The following is a 16,135-nucleotide window of genomic DNA, read 5'->3' on the forward strand; positions in this document are numbered from 1 at the left end:
AATCGGTGGGGTTCCGGAAGTGACACATCGGTACGATCGACGCTATACTTGCAGCTTATGAATCCGAATCCGACCTCGCTGAACCTGCATCGTTGGTGGCGCGCCTAACCTGGGCGGCCCGATTCTCTTCGATCATCGAAAACGTGATGCCGCCAGTCCTGGCGGCATTTTTGTTTCTGCGCGCTGATGGCTGGTGGTGTTGCATACACGGATATGTGACCATGTCGCACGCAAACCAATCTGAAAAGCAACCCGTCATCCTCACCGGTGACCGCACCACCGGTCCGCTTCACCTGGGCCACTACATTGGCTCGTTGCGCTCGCGCGTGCAACTCCAGCACGAAGCGCAGCAATTCCTTCTGCTTGCCGATACGCAGGCCATGACCGACAACGTCGGCCGGCACCAGAAAGTCACTGAAAACGTCATCGAGGTAGCGCTCGACTATCTCGCGGTCGGCATCGACCCGGCAAAGTCGACCATTTTTATCCAGTCGCAGGTGCCGGAGCTGGCGGAACTGACCCAGTACCTGCTTAATCTCGTGACGGTCGCGCGCCTCGAACGTAACCCGACCATCAAGGCGGAAATCGTGCTCCGCGGTTTCGAGCGGGATATCCCCGCCGGCTTCCTGATGTATCCGGTCAGCCAGGCCGCCGACATCACTGCGTTCAAGGCGACACGCGTGCCCGTCGGTGACGACCAGTTGCCGATGATTGAACAAACCAATGAACTGGTGCGCCGTTTCAACAACACGGTCGACCAGCAGGTGCTGGTTGAATGTGAAGCGGTGCTCTCGCTTGTGGCGCGGCTGCCCGGCATCGATGGCAAGGCCAAGATGAGCAAATCACTGGATAACGCCATTACGCTGGGTGCGAGCCCGGACGAAATCACCAAAGCCGTGAACAACATGTACACCGACCCTAACCATCTGCGCGTCAATGACCCAGGCCAGGTTGAAGGCAACGTCGTGTTCGCGTTCCTCGACGCGTTCGAACCGGACGTGCCGATGGTTGACGAACTCAAAGCACACTATCGCCTCGGCGGTCTTGGCGACAGTGTGGTCAAGCGCGCGCTCAACGAACGGCTGCAATCGATGCTCGCACCCATTCGGGAGCGCCGCCGCGAGTTTGCAGCCGACCGTGCGGAGGTGTTGAACGTTCTGCGTCGCGGGACCCTGCGCGCTCGGGAAGTGGCGGGTGCGACAGTATCAGAAGTAAAGGGTGCGCTCGGTCTGAATTACTTCCAGAACTGAGCGACTGTCGGGCCGGCCAGCCATGCGTCAGGACGTCGACTTTGGCTCGGGCCAAGGCCAACCTTTCTTCTCGATCGGGGCGTCCGACGCGGCGGGCAGCGTGGCCGCGACCGGCGCTGCGGCCGGAGTCGCATCCTTTGCGGCATTGTGAGCCGGTTTTGCCAGCGCCTCCGCTTTCATCTCCGGAAGCCCGGTCCCGAACCCCTTTACTGTCCTTTGGACGTGGGTGGCGTACGCTTTCCAGCCGTCAGGGTTGCCGTCAAAAAGATTGCGCTGAACGCTCGACGCCAGCGCGTCCCGGTTGAGCTCCGCCTCGAGCAGCGCCTTGGGCCACGGGGAGAATGCGCCGGCGATGCGTTGGGTCAGCTCGGTCACCGTCATTTTTGGCGCCAGCGCCCGGAGGAACGCGAAGCGTTGCAATGATTCCTCTTCCTGCATAAGGTGCGCCACCAACGCGATTGGTGTGCTTTTCCGGGCTAAACAGTTCAAAGCTTCGAGCATGTCCCCGAGATGAAGCAGTAATTCTCGCCTGTCAAACCGGTCGTCCATTGCGGTATGTTCGTTCATTGCGTACTTGGTTGGGGAGGATTTGTGTTCGGTTGAATCTAGTATCATTCGCGCCACGCCCGTCGACATCGCGGGTGGCAGACCTGTAGGGTGGCGATTTTCGTACTGGTAGAATGTGGTTTCCCTCGGTGCGCCGCGCGTTCACCGCCATTGGTCCTTGTGAAATCCCCCGTTGGTCTTTGATGCGCCATGTCGCGGTGTCCATCGACACGGACTTCCCGTCGGTATCCAATGGTAGCGCGCTCCCGACCAGCGTCAACCGCCACCTTCGTTTCTGCGTTCCATCCGACGCGCCTGTTGACGCTGCAGAGCCGGTTGCTGCCGATGCTGGCGTCGCGCCTTGTTTCCGGTTAAGCCATCCGCACCCCGTTCAGGTGCGGCGTTGCCGATTTATGTCTGGGGAGCAAACGCATCGCTCACCGCATAGTCTCACCTGTCAACGGCGAAATGTTCCGCCGCAAACCAATCTGAATCAGGCCCCGATGCGCTCGACTTTCACTAAATGGCTGTTCATTGTCTACGTTCTTGGCAGCGGGACGCTGTATTCAATGTTGATACTGCTTCTGTTTCCTTTCGTCGGCAGGGCTGGACGATATTGGTTGGCAAAACAATGGTGTCGTGCACTGGTGGGGGTGATGCGCTGGCTGCCGGGAGTCTCATGTTCGGTGGAAGGGCTTGAACATATTCCGGCAGGGCCCGCGATACTCCTGTGCCGTCACGAATCGACCTGGGAGACCCTCGCATTTCTGGCACTTTTCCCACGGCGCATCAGTTTTGTTTTCAAGGAAGAGCTCCTTCGCATTCCCTTTTTTGGATGGGTGCTGCGTGGCCTCGATATGGTGAGCCTGAACCGCGGCTCCGCTCGTCAGGCGCATCAGGCTGTGACGCAGGAAAGCGCTGAGAGGCTGGCGAAGGGCGATGTCGTCGTCATTTTCCCGGAGGGAACCCGGGTGCCACACGATGCCCCGTTGAGGATGACATCTGGGGGCGTTCGATTGGCTTGCGCGACGGGCGTACCTGCCGTTCCTGTGGTTCTCAACGCGGGCAAGGTCTGGCCGGCGAAAGGCTGGCCAAGCGGCCGTGGACACATTCGCGTGGTGGTCGGCCCGGCATTCTCTCCTCGGGACCTGTCGCAGCAGGAACTGAGTCGAGCCGTCCACGAGTGGATGAAAGACGAACTGCCACGACTTTGAAACGCGTAAGGCCGGATGAATCCCGCGATCACGCCGGCTGGTACCGAAGAGTTCCTTCCCGGTCATTGGCACCTCGACAACAGTCTCATGTGAGTCGGTCGCCACGGGGTCTGATTCCGCCGCACCCACCGATCCACTTTTGTTATCGCCCCCTCCAATACACGGATTGTTAGCGCATCGCACCGCTCGTATATTTGCTGAACGAAAGCAGAGCCAGCACGGACAGCAGAAATACAACAACTGAAAGGCAAGCCGCTTGGGCCTGCCACAGGAGCACAGCGATGAATCGAATCGATCTGGAGGGGCGTGTTGTCGCCATTACCGGCGGCGCGCGCGGCATTGGCTACGCGGTGGCTCACCGGGCGCTGAACTCGGGCGCGTCAGTCGCCTTATGGGACATCGACGCCGAGCGCCTCGCGCGCAGCGAGCGCGAACTCAGCGAGTTGGGCAAGGTAACGGCCGTCACGGTCGAACTCACCCAGGAAGCCTCGGTTGCTCAGGCGGTGGCACAAACCATCGCCGCCCATGGCGCAATCGACGTGCTGATCAACTGCGCCGGCATCACCGGTGGCAACGGCGCGACGTGGGAGCTGGATCCCGAGGTCTGGCGCCGTGTGATCGACGTGAATCTGATCGGCCCGTATCTGACCTGCCGCGCGGTCGTGCCGCACATGCTCGAGCGGGGCTACGGCCGGATCGTCAACATCGCCTCGGTGGCCGGCAAAGAGGGCAATCCGAATGCCTCGCATTACAGCGCCTCCAAAGCCGGGCTCATCGGCTTGACCAAATCCCTCGGCAAGGAACTCGCGACGAAGAACATCCTCGTCAATGCGGTCACGCCCGCAGCGGCCAAAACGGAAATCTTCGATTCGATGTCGCAGGAGCATATCGACTACATGCTCTCGAAGATTCCAATGAACCGGTTCCTGTTGCCGGAAGAAGCGGCGTCGCTGATTCTGTGGCTCTCTTCCGAAGACTGCGCGTTCAGCACTGCCTCGGTATTCGACCTGTCCGGCGGCCGGGCCACTTACTGAGTCATGGCGGCGTCACCAAGGCCGTAGCAGTAGTAATAGCCGTGCCAAAGGTAAGAACCGCAGAGCGCGACCCGATGCTCTGTGAAGGAGACGACATGAATCCGCATTCGCCCGTTTCACTGGAGGCGATCAACAGCAAGGTCATGCGCCGGCTGTTGCCGTTTTTGCTGCTGATGTATGTGCTGGCGTTTCTCGATCGCGCCAATATCGGTTTCGCACAGAAGGCCTTGCAGCACGATACGGGTTTGTCCAACGCGGCTTTTGCCTTCGGTGCGGGCGTGTTCTTCATCGGCTATGCATTGTTCGAAGTACCGAGCAATCTTCTGCTGCACAAGGTCGGCGCCCGCGCGTGGATGTGCCGGATCATGGTGACCTGGGGGCTCGTCTCGGCGGCGATGTGTCTGGCGCATACGCCAACAGCTTTCTACTCACTGCGTTTTCTACTCGGTGTCGCCGAAGCCGGTTTCTTTCCCGGCGTGATCTATTACCTGACCCATTGGTTTCCGCAAGCGGCGCGAGCGCGCGCGGTGGGCGTGTTTTATTTCGGTGCACCGTTGGCGTTCATCTTCGGCAGTCCGTTGTCGGGTTCCTTGCTCGAATTGCATGGTGCAATGGGTCTGGCCGGCTGGCAGTGGCTGTTTCTGATCGAGGGCACGCTGGCCTCGTTGGTCGGCGTATCGGCGTTCTGGTATCTCGACAACCGCCCTGAAGACGCGCGTTGGCTCGATGTGCAAGAGCGCGTCACCTTGCGCGCCGCGCTCGACGACGATGCGCTCGCCGCATCGGCGCATGGGCCGCGTCACATTCTCGCTGCGCTGGTGGACCGCCGCGTATTGCTGCTCTCGGCGATCTATCTGCTGATTCAGATGAGCGTCTACGGCGTGATCTTCTATTTGCCGCAGCAAGTAGCCGCCTTGCTCGGCACGACGGTCGGCTTGCGCGTGGGCCTCGTCGGTGCTCTGCCATGGCTGTGTGCGCTGGCGGTGACGTGGTATGTGCCGCGTCGGGCGGATCGCACAGGGGGACACCGGCGCTGGGCGGTCGCGCTGCTGGTGCTCGCAGGCCTCGGTATCGGCGCCTCCGGGCTCGCGCATAACCCGTCGATCGGCCTGATCGCACTGTGCTGCGCCGCCAGCGGTTTCATCGCGGCACAACCGCTGTTCTGGACATTCCCGACGCGCTACCTCACGGGCGCCGCGGCTGCGGGCGGGATTGCGCTGATCAATTCGCTCGGCGGCCTTGGCGGATTTATTGCGCCGAGCCTGCGCACCGCGGCGGAACGGGCGTTCTCGTCGACCTCGGCAGGGCTGATCGTATTGGGCGTGTCGAGTCTGCTGGCGGCGCTCATGATCGGCACGCTGTTGCGTCGTGACGGCGCACATTCAAGCGGGTCGTTCCAGCACTTACTGCACCGTGCCCGCTAGGCGCACTCCCGGCTGCACATTCGACGCACCAACAACGGAGCCCATTTCATGGCCATGCCTACTATCCGGCACGTGCGTGCCTTCATCGTCCGCGGTGGCGGTGCGGACTATCACGATCAACCCGACGGACACTGGATCGACGATCATATTTCCACGCCGATGGCGCGGTATCCGGAGTATCGCCAGAGCCGCCAGTCGTTCGGCATCAATGTGCTCGGCACGTTAGTGGTCGAAATCGAAGCGAGCGACGGCACGGTCGGCTTTGCGGTGACGACGGGCGGCGAAATCGGCGCGTTCATCGTTGAGAAACACCTCGCGCGTTTTCTCGAAGGCCAGCTCGTCACCGACATCGAGAAGATGTGGGATCAGATGTATTTCTCGACTTTGTACTATGGCCGCAAGGGCATCGTGCTGAATACGATCTCGGGTGTCGATCTCGCGTTGTGGGATCTGCTCGCGAAAGTTCGCAAGGAGCCGGTGTACCAACTATTGGGTGGCCCGGTGCGCGACGAACTCGTGTTCTACGCGACGGGCGCGCGTCCGGACCTCGCGAAGGAGATGGGGTTCATCGGCGGCAAATTGCCGTTGCAGCATGGCCCTGCTGAAGGCGACGCGGGTCTCAGGAAGAATCTGGACAAGCTCGCCGAGATGCGTAGCCGCGTCGGCGACGACTTCTGGCTGATGTACGACTGCTGGATGAGCCTCGACGTACCGTATGCCACGCGGCTCGCGCAGGCGGCGCATGAGTACGGTCTGAAATGGATCGAAGAGTGCTTACCGCCTGACGACTACTGGGGTTACGCCGAACTGCGGCGTAACGTGCCGCGCGGCATGATGGTATCGACCGGTGAACATGAAGCGACGCGCTGGGGTTTTCGCATGCTGCTGGAGATGCAGTGCTGCGATCTGATTCAGCCGGATGTAGGCTGGTGCGGCGGCATTACCGAACTCATCAAGATCTCCGCGCTCGCCGACGCCCACAATGTGATGGTGGTGCCGCATGGTTCGTCGGTGTACAGCTATCACTTCGTTGTCACGCGGCACAACTCGCCGTTCGCCGAGTTTCTGATGATGGCGCCGAAAGCGGATGAAGTGGTGCCGATGTTCACGCCGCTGCTGCTCGATGAACCGGTCCCCGTGAATGGGCGCATGAAGGTGCCCGACACACCGGGGTTCGGCGTGCGGCTCAATCCGGAATGCGCGCTGGTGCGGCCTTATCCACGTTGACTGCACGGTGAATACGCGTTGAAGGTGGCGTAGGCACAGGCCCGCTAGACACAGTATCGATCCAGCCAACAGGAGAATGACGTGTTGCTCAAGGACAAGGTCGTGATCGTCACCGGCGGTTCGCGTGGCATCGGCCGTGCGATAGCGGTTGCGTGTGCAACCGAAGGCGCGGATGTGGCAATCAACTACTGGGGCGATAACGACGCATCGTATGGGCGCCGTTCGGCCGTTGCGGAAGTGGTCGCCGAAATCGAAGCGTTGGGGCGGCGCGTGATCGCAATCGAAGGCAACGTGGCCGCGCGCGAAACCGGTCAGGAACTCGTTCGCCACACGGTCGAAGCCTTCGGCAAAGTCGACGTGCTCGCGAGCAATGCCGGCATCTGCCCGTTCCACGCGTTCCTCGACATGCCGCCCGAAGTCTTGGAGTCGACGGTGGCAGTCAATCTGAACGGTGCGTTCTACGTCACGCAAGCCGCCGCGCAGCAGATGAAAACGCAGGGCACGGGCGGCGCGATTGTTGCGACGAGTTCGATCAGCGCCCTGGTAGGCGGCGGCATGCAAACCCACTACACGCCGACCAAAGCGGGTGTGCATTCGTTGATGCAGTCATGCGCGGTGGCGTTGGGGCCCTACGGCATTCGCTGCAATTCGGTGATGCCCGGCACGATCGCGACTGACCTGAACGCGGAAGATCTCGCCGACGAAGCGAAAAAGGCTTACTTCGAAAAACGTATTCCGCTGGGCAGATTGGGCCGCCCAGAGGACGTCGCCGATTGCGTGGTATTCCTTGCTTCCGACCGCGCGCGCTACGTCACAGGCGCCGCGCTGCTGGTGGACGGCGGCCTGTTCGTCAACTTGCAATAGCGCGCGATGCCGATGTCAATGAACCGGTGCGGATACGCTCACAGGCCCGCTCACAGCAGAGGCGGAATCATCGCGTGCGAGCTTGCGCGAGAAGCCGCGCAGCAAATCGATAAAGCGCAGCGCCGGTTCGGCGAGGGCTTCTTCCTTGCGCGTGAGAATGCCGAAGCCGGCGAGGCTCTTGCCGATTTCGAGCGGCAGCGCGACCAGCAGCTTGCCGCGCACATGATCGCGCACCACCGACTCGGGCAGCATGGCCACGGCGTCGTAATTTTCGAGCAATTGCAGCGTAGCGAAGATCGAGGCGCACTCGGTCAGATTGACCGGCGTCGCAAGGCCCGCCCGCGCGAGTTCTTCTTCGAACAGCACGCGCGCCGGACTGGTAACCGGTTGCGCCACCCACGGCCAGTCGATCAGCTCCCGCAGTGTGATGCGCGCGCGCTGCGCCAGCGGATGCACCGAACGCACGACCAGCAGCAACGTCTCGCGTGCGAGCGGCTCGAAACTGAAATCGTTGTGCTGCAACGGACTGGTCAGGCGTCCGAGCGCCAGATCGACTTCGCGGCGATGCAGCAATTGCACGACCTGGTCGCTGGTTTCGCCAAGAATGCGCACGTTCAGCAAGGGGCTTTCGGTTTTCAGCGCGGCGACCGCCATGGCCAGCAGATCGGGCGCGGCGCCCATGATGGCGCCGACGGTCAACTGTCCATGCCCGCCACGGCGTTTGACCTCGAGGTCTTCGGCAAAACGGGTCAACTCGGCGAGTGCGCGCCGCGCATACGCCAGTGTGACCACGCCGAGCGGCGTGGGCGTCATGCCGCGCGCGTTGCGTTCGAACAGCAGGAAGCCGAACGCTTCCTCGATGTCGCCGAGCATACGGCTCGCGCTGGGTTGCGCGACGTTGATCGCCTCGGCGGCCTGATGGAGATTGCGCGCGTCGTCGAGCGCGACGAGCAGCGCGAGGTGCTTGAACTTGAGCCGATTGACGAGTGCGATGGCAGCTGAGTGTTGGCTCATGGTTCCGGTGCGATTCGGTTTGTGGATCGCCCAATCCCAACAACGGATTGAGATGCTATCGACGCAGGAATTATAGTCGTATCAGACGCTTCTACGCTGCTCAAGGAAAGCGCCCGGATACGACGGGAGACAGGCCGCAATGGAAACAATCGCTTTCCGGATGGTGCTCAACCCCGGCATGCGCGAGGAATACGAACGACGTCATGCGCAAATCTGGCCCGAGCTGGTTGATGCATTGCACAACGCCGGTGTGCGCGACTATCGGATTTTCTTCGATGCGGACTCAAACCACCTTTTCGCCATTCTGACCCGTACCACGAATCACACGATGGACGCGCTGCCGCAACTCGACGTGATGCGCAAATGGTGGGATTACATGGCCGACATCATGCAGACGGCCCCTGACCATACGCCGTTTCAGCAACCGCTTGAGCCGGTTTTTCATCTGAATTCGCTTAGCTGACAGTGCAGGCCTATTGGGCGGAGGGTGTCGCATGCAGGTTGTCGATTCGCATATTCATCTGTGGGATCTGAAGACGCATCGCTATCCGTGGCTGGAAAACCCGGGCGTGTCGTTCGTGGGGGACGCGCGCGACTTGAAGCACGATTACCTGCTCGACGATCTGCTCGGCGAGGCAGGCGATATCGAGGTGCTGAAACTGGTGCACGTGGAAGCCAATCACGATCCTGCCGATCCGGTTGAGGAAACCCGCTGGTTGCAGTCGATCGCGGATCGTCCGGCATCGCGTGGCATGCCGAATGCGATTGTCGCCAGCGTGGATCTGTCCGCGGCGAACGCACCTGAAATGCTTGAAGCGCACGCGTCGTTCGCCAATACGCGAGGCATCAGGCAGATCCTGAACGTGCACGAGAACAAGCTGTTCGATTACGTCGGCCGGCATTTCATGCGCGAGCCGCAGTGGCGTGAGCATTTTGCCTTGCTGCGCCGTTACCACATGTCGTTCGACCTGCAACTGTATCCGTCGCAGATGGAAGAGGCGGCTGCGCTGGCACGCGCGCATGCCGACACGATTTTTATCGTCAACCATGCCGGCATGTTCGTGGACCGCAACAGCGTCGCCGGCTATCGGGCCTGGCGCGACGGTATGCGAACGCTCGCGGGTTGCAGGAACGTCGCGGTAAAGATCAGCGGACTCGCGATGTTCGATCACCAGTGGACCGTCGAAAGCCTGCGGCCTTATGTGCTCGAAACGATCGATACGTTCGGCGTCGAGCGGGCGATGTTCGCGTCGAACTTTCCGGTCGATCGGTTGTTCGGCTCTTACGCGGATTTGTGGCGCGCATACGCATCGATCGTCGACGGCGCGAGCGTTGCTGAGAAAGAAGCCCTGTTTTGCCGTAACGCGGAGCGCTTTTATCGTATCTGACGTATCGCATCCGAGGTACTGCATCTGAAGCATTCCTGAAGGCAAAAAAGAAGGAGACACGTAGTGCAGCAATCCCCATCCGCCGTGCCCAGGCTCGAACTGCGGCACGCGAGCAAATCATTCGGCCGGGTCCGTGCGTTATCCGACGGCGATCTCGCGTTGTGGCCGGGCGAAGTGCATGCGCTGCTCGGCGAAAATGGCGCGGGCAAATCGACGCTCGTGAAGATTCTCGCGGGCGTGCATCAGCCGGATACCGGCGAGCTGCGGGTCGACGGCGCGGCACGCCGCTTCGCGACGCCTGCCGAAGCGCGCGACGCGGGTCTCGCGGTGATCTATCAGGAGCCGACGCTGTTCTTCGATCTCTCGATCACGGAGAACATCTTCATGGGACGGCAGCCGGTCGACCGGATCGGCCGCATTCAGTACGACGCCATGCGCCGCGAGGTGGACGGTTTGCTGGCCTCGCTCGGGGTCGATCTGCGTGCGGATCAGCTGGTGCGCGGTTTATCGATTGCCGACCAGCAGGTGATTGAAATTGCGAAGGCTTTGTCGTTGAATGCGAACGTACTGATCATGGACGAACCGACCGCCGCCTTGTCGCTGCCCGAAGTGGAGCGGCTCTTTGCGATCGTGCGCAAGCTACGCGAGCGCGATGTGGCGATTCTGTTCATCACGCACCGGCTCGATGAGGTGTTCACACTGACGCAACGCGTGACGATCATGCGCGACGGCGCCAAGGTATTCGATGGCCTCACCGCCGATCTCACCACCGAATCCATCGTCGCGAAGATGGTGGGCCGTGATCTGGAGACGTTCTATCCGAAAGCCGACCGGCCACCGGGCGAAGTGCGCTTGTCGGTGCGGGGCCTCACGCGGGTGGGCGTCTTCAAGGATATTTCCTTCGACGTCCGCGCCGGCGAGATCGTCGCGCTGGCGGGCCTCGTAGGCGCGGGGCGCAGCGAAGTGGCCCGCGCGATCTTCGGCATCGATCCCCTCGACTCCGGTGAAATTTCGATTGGTGGCACGCGCCTCACCGCCGGCAGTCCGGCCGCAGCGGTGCGTGCCGGCCTCGCTTTAGTGCCGGAGGACCGTCGCCAGCAAGGGCTGGCGCTGGAGTTGAGCATTGCGCGCAATGCCTCGATGACGGTGCTCGGGCGTCTCGTCAAACACGGCCTGATTTCCACCCGCCGCGAAACGCAACTGGCCAATCAGTGGGGCACGCGTTTGCGCCTCAAAGCGGGGGACCCGAATGCGCCGGTCGGCACCCTTTCCGGCGGCAATCAGCAAAAGGTCGTGCTGGGCAAGTGGCTTGCCACCCACCCGAAGGTCCTGATCATCGACGAACCCACGCGCGGCATCGACGTCGGCGCCAAGGCCGAGGTCTATAGCGCACTGGCGGAGCTGGTGCGCGACGGCATGGCTGTGCTGATGATTTCGAGCGAACTGCCGGAAGTGCTTGGCATGGCCGATCGCGTACTGGTCATGCACGAGGGGCGTATCAGCGCGGATATCGCGCGCGCGGAAGCCGACGAAGAGCGCATCATGGGCGCCGCGCTCGGCCAGCCGATTCCGCCTTTGGGGCACGCCGCATGATGCGCCATTCTTCGACCCATCCCGCGCCGGTTCAGGCGCCGGTCCCCAAGCGCGCCGGTAGCGCGCCAAGTGGCTTCATCGGGAGTATCGCGAAGAGCCGTGAGACGACGCTGTTTGTCGTGCTGATCCTGTTAGTCTTCGGCACGGGGCTCGCAAAGCCGCAGTTTCTGAATCTGCAGAATCTGCGTGACGTGTTGCTGAATGTGTCGATCATCAGCTTGCTGACAGCCGGCATGACGGTGGTAATCCTGATGCGGCATATCGATCTGTCGGTGGGGTCGACGGTCGGCATCAGCGCCTATGCGGTCGGGAGTCTGTACGTTGCCTTTCCGCATATGCCGGTGATCGTCGCGTTGCTGGCCGGACTCGCGATCGGTCTGGTGGCAGGCAGTATCAACGCACTGCTCGTTGCCGTGGGGCGCGTGCCGTCGCTGGTGGCGACACTCTCCACGCTCTATATCTTCCGCGGCGCGGATTATGCGTGGGTACACGGCGGGCAGATCAACGCGACCAGTTTGCCTGATGCGTATTCCCGTCTTGCTACCGGCACGTTCTTCGGCATACCGACGCTCGCGCTGATCGCGATCGTCGTGCTCGCCGGTCTGGCTGTCTACCTGAAGCAGTTTCGCGGTGGACGCGAACACTACGCGCTCGGCTCGAATCCGGAAGCGGCACGGCTTGCCGGCGTGAACGTCGAACGCCGCGTGATGGCGGGCTTTCTGCTGTCCGGCGCGATTGCCGGCTTCGCGGGCGCGTTGTGGCTGGCGCGCTTCGGCACCGTCGATGCAAGCACCGCAAAGGGAATCGAACTGCAGGTCGTTGCCGCCGCCGTGGTGGGTAGCGTCGCAATCACCGGCGGCGTGGGCACCATTCTCGGCGCCACGCTCGGCGCGCTCGTGCTGGGGGTGATCAGCATCGCGCTCGTTGTGCTGCACGTCTCGCCATTCTGGGAACAAGCAATCCAGGGCGCGTTGATCGTCGCCGCGATTACCGCCGATACCTTGCTGGCCCGTTCCGTCGCCAAACGCATGATGAGGAAACGCGATCATGGCTAAACCCGATGCCGCGCTGCTCACGCGCAAACGCGAAACGCCGTTGCAATGGGAGGTGTTGCTGGTCATCGTGCTGGCTTTGTCGCTCGCGCTCGGGCGGTTCTTGTCGCCGATGTTTCTCACCAGTGCGAATGTCAGCAACATCCTCGCCGATCTGACCGAGATCGCGTTGATGGCGCTGCCCATGACTTTGATCATCGTTGCCGCGGAAATCGATCTTTCGGTGGCATCGGTGCTGGGCGCGTCCAGTGCGCTGATGGGGGTGCTGTGGCACATGGGGCTGCCGATGCCGGTTGTCATCGTGCTGGTATTGATTGCCGGTGCGCTGGCGGGCCTCTTGAACGGCCTCGTGATCGTGAAGCTGAATCTGCCTTCGCTCGCGGTCACCATCGGCACGCTGGCGCTGTTTCGCGGCCTGGCGTATGTCCTGCTCGGCGATCAGGCGGTCGCGGATTTTCCGGCGGCTTATACGGCCTTCGGCATGGACACGGTTGGCTCGACCTTCATTCCGTTGCCTTTTGCGATCGTGATCGTCGGCGCGGTGCTGTTTACCGTGCTGCTGCAGTCCACGGCGTTCGGCCGCAGCCTCTACGCAATCGGTGCAAATCCGACCGCCGCGGCTTTCTCCGGCATCGAGGTGGCGAAAATCAGGCTGCGGCTATTCGTGCTGTCCGGCGCGATGAGCGCGCTGGCGGGCGTCGTCTATACGCTGCGCTTCACCAGCGCACGGGGCGACAACGGCGAAGGGTTTGAGTTGTCGGTGATCGCGGCGGTGCTGTTCGGCGGCGTGAGTATTTTCGGCGGACGCGGCTCGATGTTCGGCGTCCTGCTGTCGCTGCTGATTATCGGCGTGCTGAAGAACGCGCTGACGCTCGATGACGTATCGAGCGAAACGCTGACGATCGTCACTGGGGTGCTGCTGCTGGCATCGGTGCTGATTCCCAATCTGGTCGCCCGCTGGCGTGCGGCGCGTGACCGGCGTTTCATCGCGAAGTCCGCTTCATCTTTATAACGCTCTATTCAAAACCCTCAAATCGGCTCCAGAAGAAATACGAAATACCACATACCGACAACCCGGACAGCCTTTCGTCCAACAACAACGCAGGAGACGCCTCATGTTCAATCCTCTACGTCACACCGGCAAGACCGCGCTCTGCATTGCTTTAGTCGCGATCAGTTGCGCCGCGTCCGCGGCAGGCCTGAAAAGCGGTCTGAAGATTGCCTTCGTGCCGAAGCAGATCAACAACCCCTATGAAGTGATTGCCGACGACGGCGGCATGGCCGCGATCAAGGAATTCAACGGCGTGGGCAAGGTCGTGGGGCCGTCGGATGCGGGCGCATCGTCGCAAGTGCAATACATCAACACGTTGATCACGCAGCGGCAGGATGCCATCGTGATCGCGGCCAACGACGCGAACGCGGTCGTGCCGTACCTGAAGAAAGCGATGTCGCAAGGCATCAAGGTCGTGACCTTCGACTCGGACACCGCGCCTGAAGGACGTCAATTGTTCGTGAATCAGGCGAATGCGGAAGGCATCGGCCGGGGGCAGATTCAACTGGTGGCGAAACTGATGGGCGGGGAGGGCGAGTTCGCGGTGCTGTCGGCGACGCCGAATGCGACTAATCAGAATACGTGGATCAAGTGGATGCAGGAGGAATTGAAGAAGCCCGAGTACTCGAAGATCAAGCTTGTGAAGATCGCGTACGGCAACGATGACGACCAGAAGTCGTTCGTCGAGACGCAAGGTTTGCTGCAGGCGTATCCGAATCTGAAGGCGATCGTCGCGCCGACCACGGTTGGCATTGCAGCCGCGGCGCGTTATATCTCGTCGTCGTCGAGCAAGGGCAAGGTGCAGGTGACCGGTTTGGGCACACCGAACCAGATGCGTGCGTTCGTGAAGAACGGGACGGTCAAGGCGTTCCAGCTTTGGGATCCGAATCAGCTTGGATACCTGGCGGCTTATGCGGCAGCGGCGCTGGCCTCGGGAACGATCAGCGGCAAGGAGGGCGAGTCGTTTGACGCCGGCAAGCTCGGTAAGCGCACGATCGGGCCGCAAGGCGAAATAATTCTCGGACCGCCGACCACGTTCGATGCGAGCAATATCGACAGCTTCAATTTCTAACTGGCGAGTTGGGTGCCTCCACGGCGGGCACAGCGGCGCAAGGTGCCCGGCGTGAGGAGGCGATAAGCAGCCTTCGTACTCAATCGGGCACTCGGTTTGGTACGGGATATGCGTGCAGGTTAATCAAGCCGGAAGCCTCCTGCGGATGTCCACGGGAGGCTTCGGCGCGAGCTTTAAGACCTATACTAGGAATCGGTCAATCGCCCGTGGGCGTCGCGGGCCCGAACGGCTATCTTGAGTGATAGCCGTTGGGATAGCGGGTCATCATGGACGGAGGGTGATGGTCGTGGTTTTTGGCGAGAACGACGGCGAGCAGTCAGAACGGGTGCCGTACACGGAGAAACATCCCTGCTGAGAGGTGCATGATGATCGGAATGACGTGGCTTGTTGTGGCTGACGGAGGTCGCGCGCGTTTTTTCCAGACGCCAGGACTGACAATCGACTTGCATGAGAAAGAATCTCTCATCAACACTGAGTATACGGGCACGATGCTCACGGAAAAGGACCGCGAGAAATTCGCAAAGCGCGTTGCCGAATATCTGGAGGCCGGCCGGCTCCATCAACTCTACAATCGCCTGAGACTCGCCATCGAGCCAAAATTTCTCGGCATGGTCAAAGCCGATCTCAGCGAGGAAACCCGTCGAATGATATTCGAGCAAGTGAGCGAGGATCTGTCGACGCTCAATACCCGGGAAATCGAGGCACACCTTCGGCGACACTGATCGGCTGCCTTGGGCGTCATCGTGCATTCATTCACATAGTGAATCCGACCTTGCCAGGGATCGTGGCCTGGCAGGGCTTGTGCGTGAAGTATGCGTGAAGTATGTGTGAAGTATGTGTGACTTACGCGCTGGTTTCCGATCCACCCGATCCACCTGATTCCTCGGCATCACGGAACCAGACTTCAGCATGAGACCGCTCGGCAACCCAGGAGCGACCCTCCGGCGTGTTGAACTCACGATCGATGAACCGGCGTCCCCATTCGACCCCGTCTCTTACGGCTTCTTCTTCCGTTAGCCACTCGGGTTGAACGGTTTTCGGGCGAACATCGATGACCGTTCGGGCGCCGTGAGTCACACTCACACTTGCGATCCAGGCGCCGAGCGGGTTACGCTCAGGATGCACGGCGATCTCGAATTCGCCGTAAGAAACAGTGCTTGTCGACATTGTTTTCTCCTTTGCCGCCTTCATGATTGATATCCGCCCGCGATACAGCGTGCGTGCTTCCCTTCAAGCGCCATCATGCCGTAACCCTTGCAGTCCGGCACGCGGATATTGCGGTTAAATGACAAACCGGTAGACGTATTTCACCAATATCTAGCATCGGACGAACCCGTGTTCTCATCGACATGACTTACTCATAGACTTCGACTACAAAGTAATGATGAGTCTCAAACTTTTCAGTT

The 16,135-nt window shown here is 61.1% G+C and carries 16 protein-coding genes; 13 read left to right on the forward strand and 3 right to left on the reverse strand.

Translation table 11 applies throughout. The features are described 5' to 3' along the window. The first annotated feature begins 221 nt into the window (after positions 1-221). Positions 222-1,250 carry a tryptophan--tRNA ligase gene (trpS, locus tag PQQ96_RS20225; RefSeq protein ID WP_408295569.1) on the forward strand — a complete coding sequence of 343 codons (1,029 nt, stop codon included), beginning with the start codon at positions 222-224 and terminating at the stop codon, positions 1,248-1,250. A gap of 27 nt (positions 1,251-1,277) precedes the next feature. Here trpS and PQQ96_RS20230 read toward each other — a convergent pair whose 3' ends face one another. Beyond that, positions 1,278-1,799 carry a hypothetical protein gene (locus PQQ96_RS20230; RefSeq protein ID WP_408295751.1) on the reverse strand — a complete coding sequence of 174 codons (522 nt, stop codon included), beginning with the start codon at positions 1,797-1,799 and terminating at the stop codon, positions 1,278-1,280. Positions 1,800-2,299: 500 nt separating this feature from the next. Here PQQ96_RS20230 and PQQ96_RS20235 point away from each other — a divergent pair, with 500 nt between their 5' ends. The 5 genes from PQQ96_RS20235 to lra1 all read left to right on the forward strand — a co-directional run bounded on the left by PQQ96_RS20235 (position 2,300) and on the right by lra1 (position 7,559). After that, positions 2,300-3,010, forward strand: a complete 711-nt coding sequence (locus PQQ96_RS20235; protein WP_408295572.1) for a lysophospholipid acyltransferase family protein — start codon at positions 2,300-2,302, stop codon at positions 3,008-3,010. A gap of 281 nt (positions 3,011-3,291) precedes the next feature. Further along, a complete protein-coding gene (locus tag PQQ96_RS20240) occupies positions 3,292-4,044 on the forward strand; it encodes an SDR family NAD(P)-dependent oxidoreductase (protein ID WP_408295575.1) in 753 nt (250 codons plus the stop codon). A 95-nt stretch (positions 4,045-4,139) separates the two neighbouring features. Further along, positions 4,140-5,468, forward strand: coding sequence for an MFS transporter (locus PQQ96_RS20245; RefSeq protein ID WP_408295578.1), 1,329 nt, complete (start codon positions 4,140-4,142; stop codon positions 5,466-5,468). Positions 5,469-5,516: 48 nt separating this feature from the next. Beyond that, positions 5,517-6,695 carry an L-rhamnonate dehydratase gene (gene rhmD, locus PQQ96_RS20250; RefSeq protein WP_408295581.1) on the forward strand — a complete coding sequence of 393 codons (1,179 nt, stop codon included), beginning with the start codon at positions 5,517-5,519 and terminating at the stop codon, positions 6,693-6,695. Between the two features lie 81 nt (positions 6,696-6,776). After that, a complete protein-coding gene (gene lra1 / locus PQQ96_RS20255; RefSeq protein ID WP_408295584.1) occupies positions 6,777-7,559 on the forward strand; it encodes an L-rhamnose 1-dehydrogenase Lra1 in 783 nt (260 codons plus the stop codon). 15 nt (positions 7,560-7,574) lie between these two features. Here the strand turns inward: lra1 and PQQ96_RS20260 are convergent, their stop codons facing one another. Then, positions 7,575-8,573, reverse strand: a complete 999-nt coding sequence (locus PQQ96_RS20260) for a LysR family transcriptional regulator (RefSeq protein ID WP_408295587.1) — start codon at positions 8,571-8,573, stop codon at positions 7,575-7,577. Positions 8,574-8,712: 139 nt separating this feature from the next. Here PQQ96_RS20260 and rhaM point away from each other — a divergent pair, with 139 nt between their 5' ends. The 7 genes from rhaM (at position 8,713) to PQQ96_RS20295 (ending at position 15,451) form a co-directional block, all read left to right on the forward strand. Next, positions 8,713-9,036 (forward strand): L-rhamnose mutarotase, encoded by a 324-nt coding sequence (rhaM, locus tag PQQ96_RS20265; RefSeq protein ID WP_408295590.1) that lies wholly within the window; start codon positions 8,713-8,715, stop codon positions 9,034-9,036. Between the two features lie 31 nt (positions 9,037-9,067). Beyond that, entirely contained in the window at positions 9,068-9,961 is an 894-nt protein-coding gene (locus PQQ96_RS20270) for an amidohydrolase family protein (protein WP_408295592.1), read from the forward strand. 63 nt (positions 9,962-10,024) lie between these two features. Further along, a complete protein-coding gene (locus PQQ96_RS20275) occupies positions 10,025-11,554 on the forward strand; it encodes a sugar ABC transporter ATP-binding protein (protein WP_408295594.1) in 1,530 nt (509 codons plus the stop codon). Further along, positions 11,551-12,609, forward strand: coding sequence for an ABC transporter permease (locus tag PQQ96_RS20280; RefSeq protein WP_408295597.1), 1,059 nt, complete (start codon positions 11,551-11,553; stop codon positions 12,607-12,609). Before PQQ96_RS20275 ends, PQQ96_RS20280 begins: the two co-directional genes overlap by 4 nt. Continuing rightward, positions 12,602-13,618: an ABC transporter permease gene (locus PQQ96_RS20285; protein WP_408295600.1), complete on the forward strand. Its 1,017-nt coding sequence runs from the start codon at positions 12,602-12,604 to the stop codon at positions 13,616-13,618. Before PQQ96_RS20280 ends, PQQ96_RS20285 begins: the two co-directional genes overlap by 8 nt. 103 nt (positions 13,619-13,721) lie before the next feature. Then, complete coding sequence (gene rhaS, locus PQQ96_RS20290; RefSeq protein ID WP_408295602.1) at positions 13,722-14,729, forward strand: rhamnose ABC transporter substrate-binding protein; 1,008 nt, start codon at positions 13,722-13,724, stop codon at positions 14,727-14,729. 362 nt (positions 14,730-15,091) lie between these two features. Then, entirely contained in the window at positions 15,092-15,451 is a 360-nt protein-coding gene (locus PQQ96_RS20295; RefSeq protein ID WP_408295605.1) for a host attachment protein, read from the forward strand. A 121-nt stretch (positions 15,452-15,572) separates the two neighbouring features. Here PQQ96_RS20295 and PQQ96_RS20300 read toward each other — a convergent pair whose 3' ends face one another. Continuing rightward, positions 15,573-15,920 carry a DUF6566 family protein gene (locus PQQ96_RS20300; RefSeq protein WP_408295607.1) on the reverse strand — a complete coding sequence of 116 codons (348 nt, stop codon included), beginning with the start codon at positions 15,918-15,920 and terminating at the stop codon, positions 15,573-15,575. Positions 15,921-16,135: the final 215 nt, after the last annotated feature.

The organism is Paraburkholderia sediminicola, assembly GCF_046027825.1.
Classification (GTDB): Bacteria; Pseudomonadota; Gammaproteobacteria; order Burkholderiales; family Burkholderiaceae; genus Paraburkholderia; species Paraburkholderia sediminicola_D.

Bases quoted from the DNA above. Each gene is read 5' to 3' on its own strand.
- trpS (WP_408295569.1), top strand. From the start codon at position 222: ATGTCGCACGCAAACCAATCTGAAAAGCAACCCGTCATCCTCACCGGT.
- PQQ96_RS20230 (WP_408295751.1), bottom strand. From the start codon at position 1,799: ATGGACGACCGGTTTGACAGGCGAGAATTACTGCTTCATCTCGGGGAC.
- PQQ96_RS20235 (WP_408295572.1), top strand. From the start codon at position 2,300: ATGCGCTCGACTTTCACTAAATGGCTGTTCATTGTCTACGTTCTTGGC.
- PQQ96_RS20240 (WP_408295575.1), top strand. From the start codon at position 3,292: ATGAATCGAATCGATCTGGAGGGGCGTGTTGTCGCCATTACCGGCGGC.
- PQQ96_RS20245 (WP_408295578.1), top strand. From the start codon at position 4,140: ATGAATCCGCATTCGCCCGTTTCACTGGAGGCGATCAACAGCAAGGTC.
- rhmD (WP_408295581.1), top strand. From the start codon at position 5,517: ATGGCCATGCCTACTATCCGGCACGTGCGTGCCTTCATCGTCCGCGGT.
- PQQ96_RS20260 (WP_408295587.1), bottom strand. From the start codon at position 8,573: ATGAGCCAACACTCAGCTGCCATCGCACTCGTCAATCGGCTCAAGTTC.
- rhaM (WP_408295590.1), top strand. From the start codon at position 8,713: ATGGAAACAATCGCTTTCCGGATGGTGCTCAACCCCGGCATGCGCGAG.
- PQQ96_RS20270 (WP_408295592.1), top strand. From the start codon at position 9,068: ATGCAGGTTGTCGATTCGCATATTCATCTGTGGGATCTGAAGACGCAT.
- PQQ96_RS20280 (WP_408295597.1), top strand. From the start codon at position 11,551: ATGATGCGCCATTCTTCGACCCATCCCGCGCCGGTTCAGGCGCCGGTC.
- PQQ96_RS20285 (WP_408295600.1), top strand. From the start codon at position 12,602: ATGGCTAAACCCGATGCCGCGCTGCTCACGCGCAAACGCGAAACGCCG.
- rhaS (WP_408295602.1), top strand. From the start codon at position 13,722: ATGTTCAATCCTCTACGTCACACCGGCAAGACCGCGCTCTGCATTGCT.
- PQQ96_RS20295 (WP_408295605.1), top strand. From the start codon at position 15,092: ATGATGATCGGAATGACGTGGCTTGTTGTGGCTGACGGAGGTCGCGCG.
- PQQ96_RS20300 (WP_408295607.1), bottom strand. From the start codon at position 15,920: ATGAAGGCGGCAAAGGAGAAAACAATGTCGACAAGCACTGTTTCTTAC.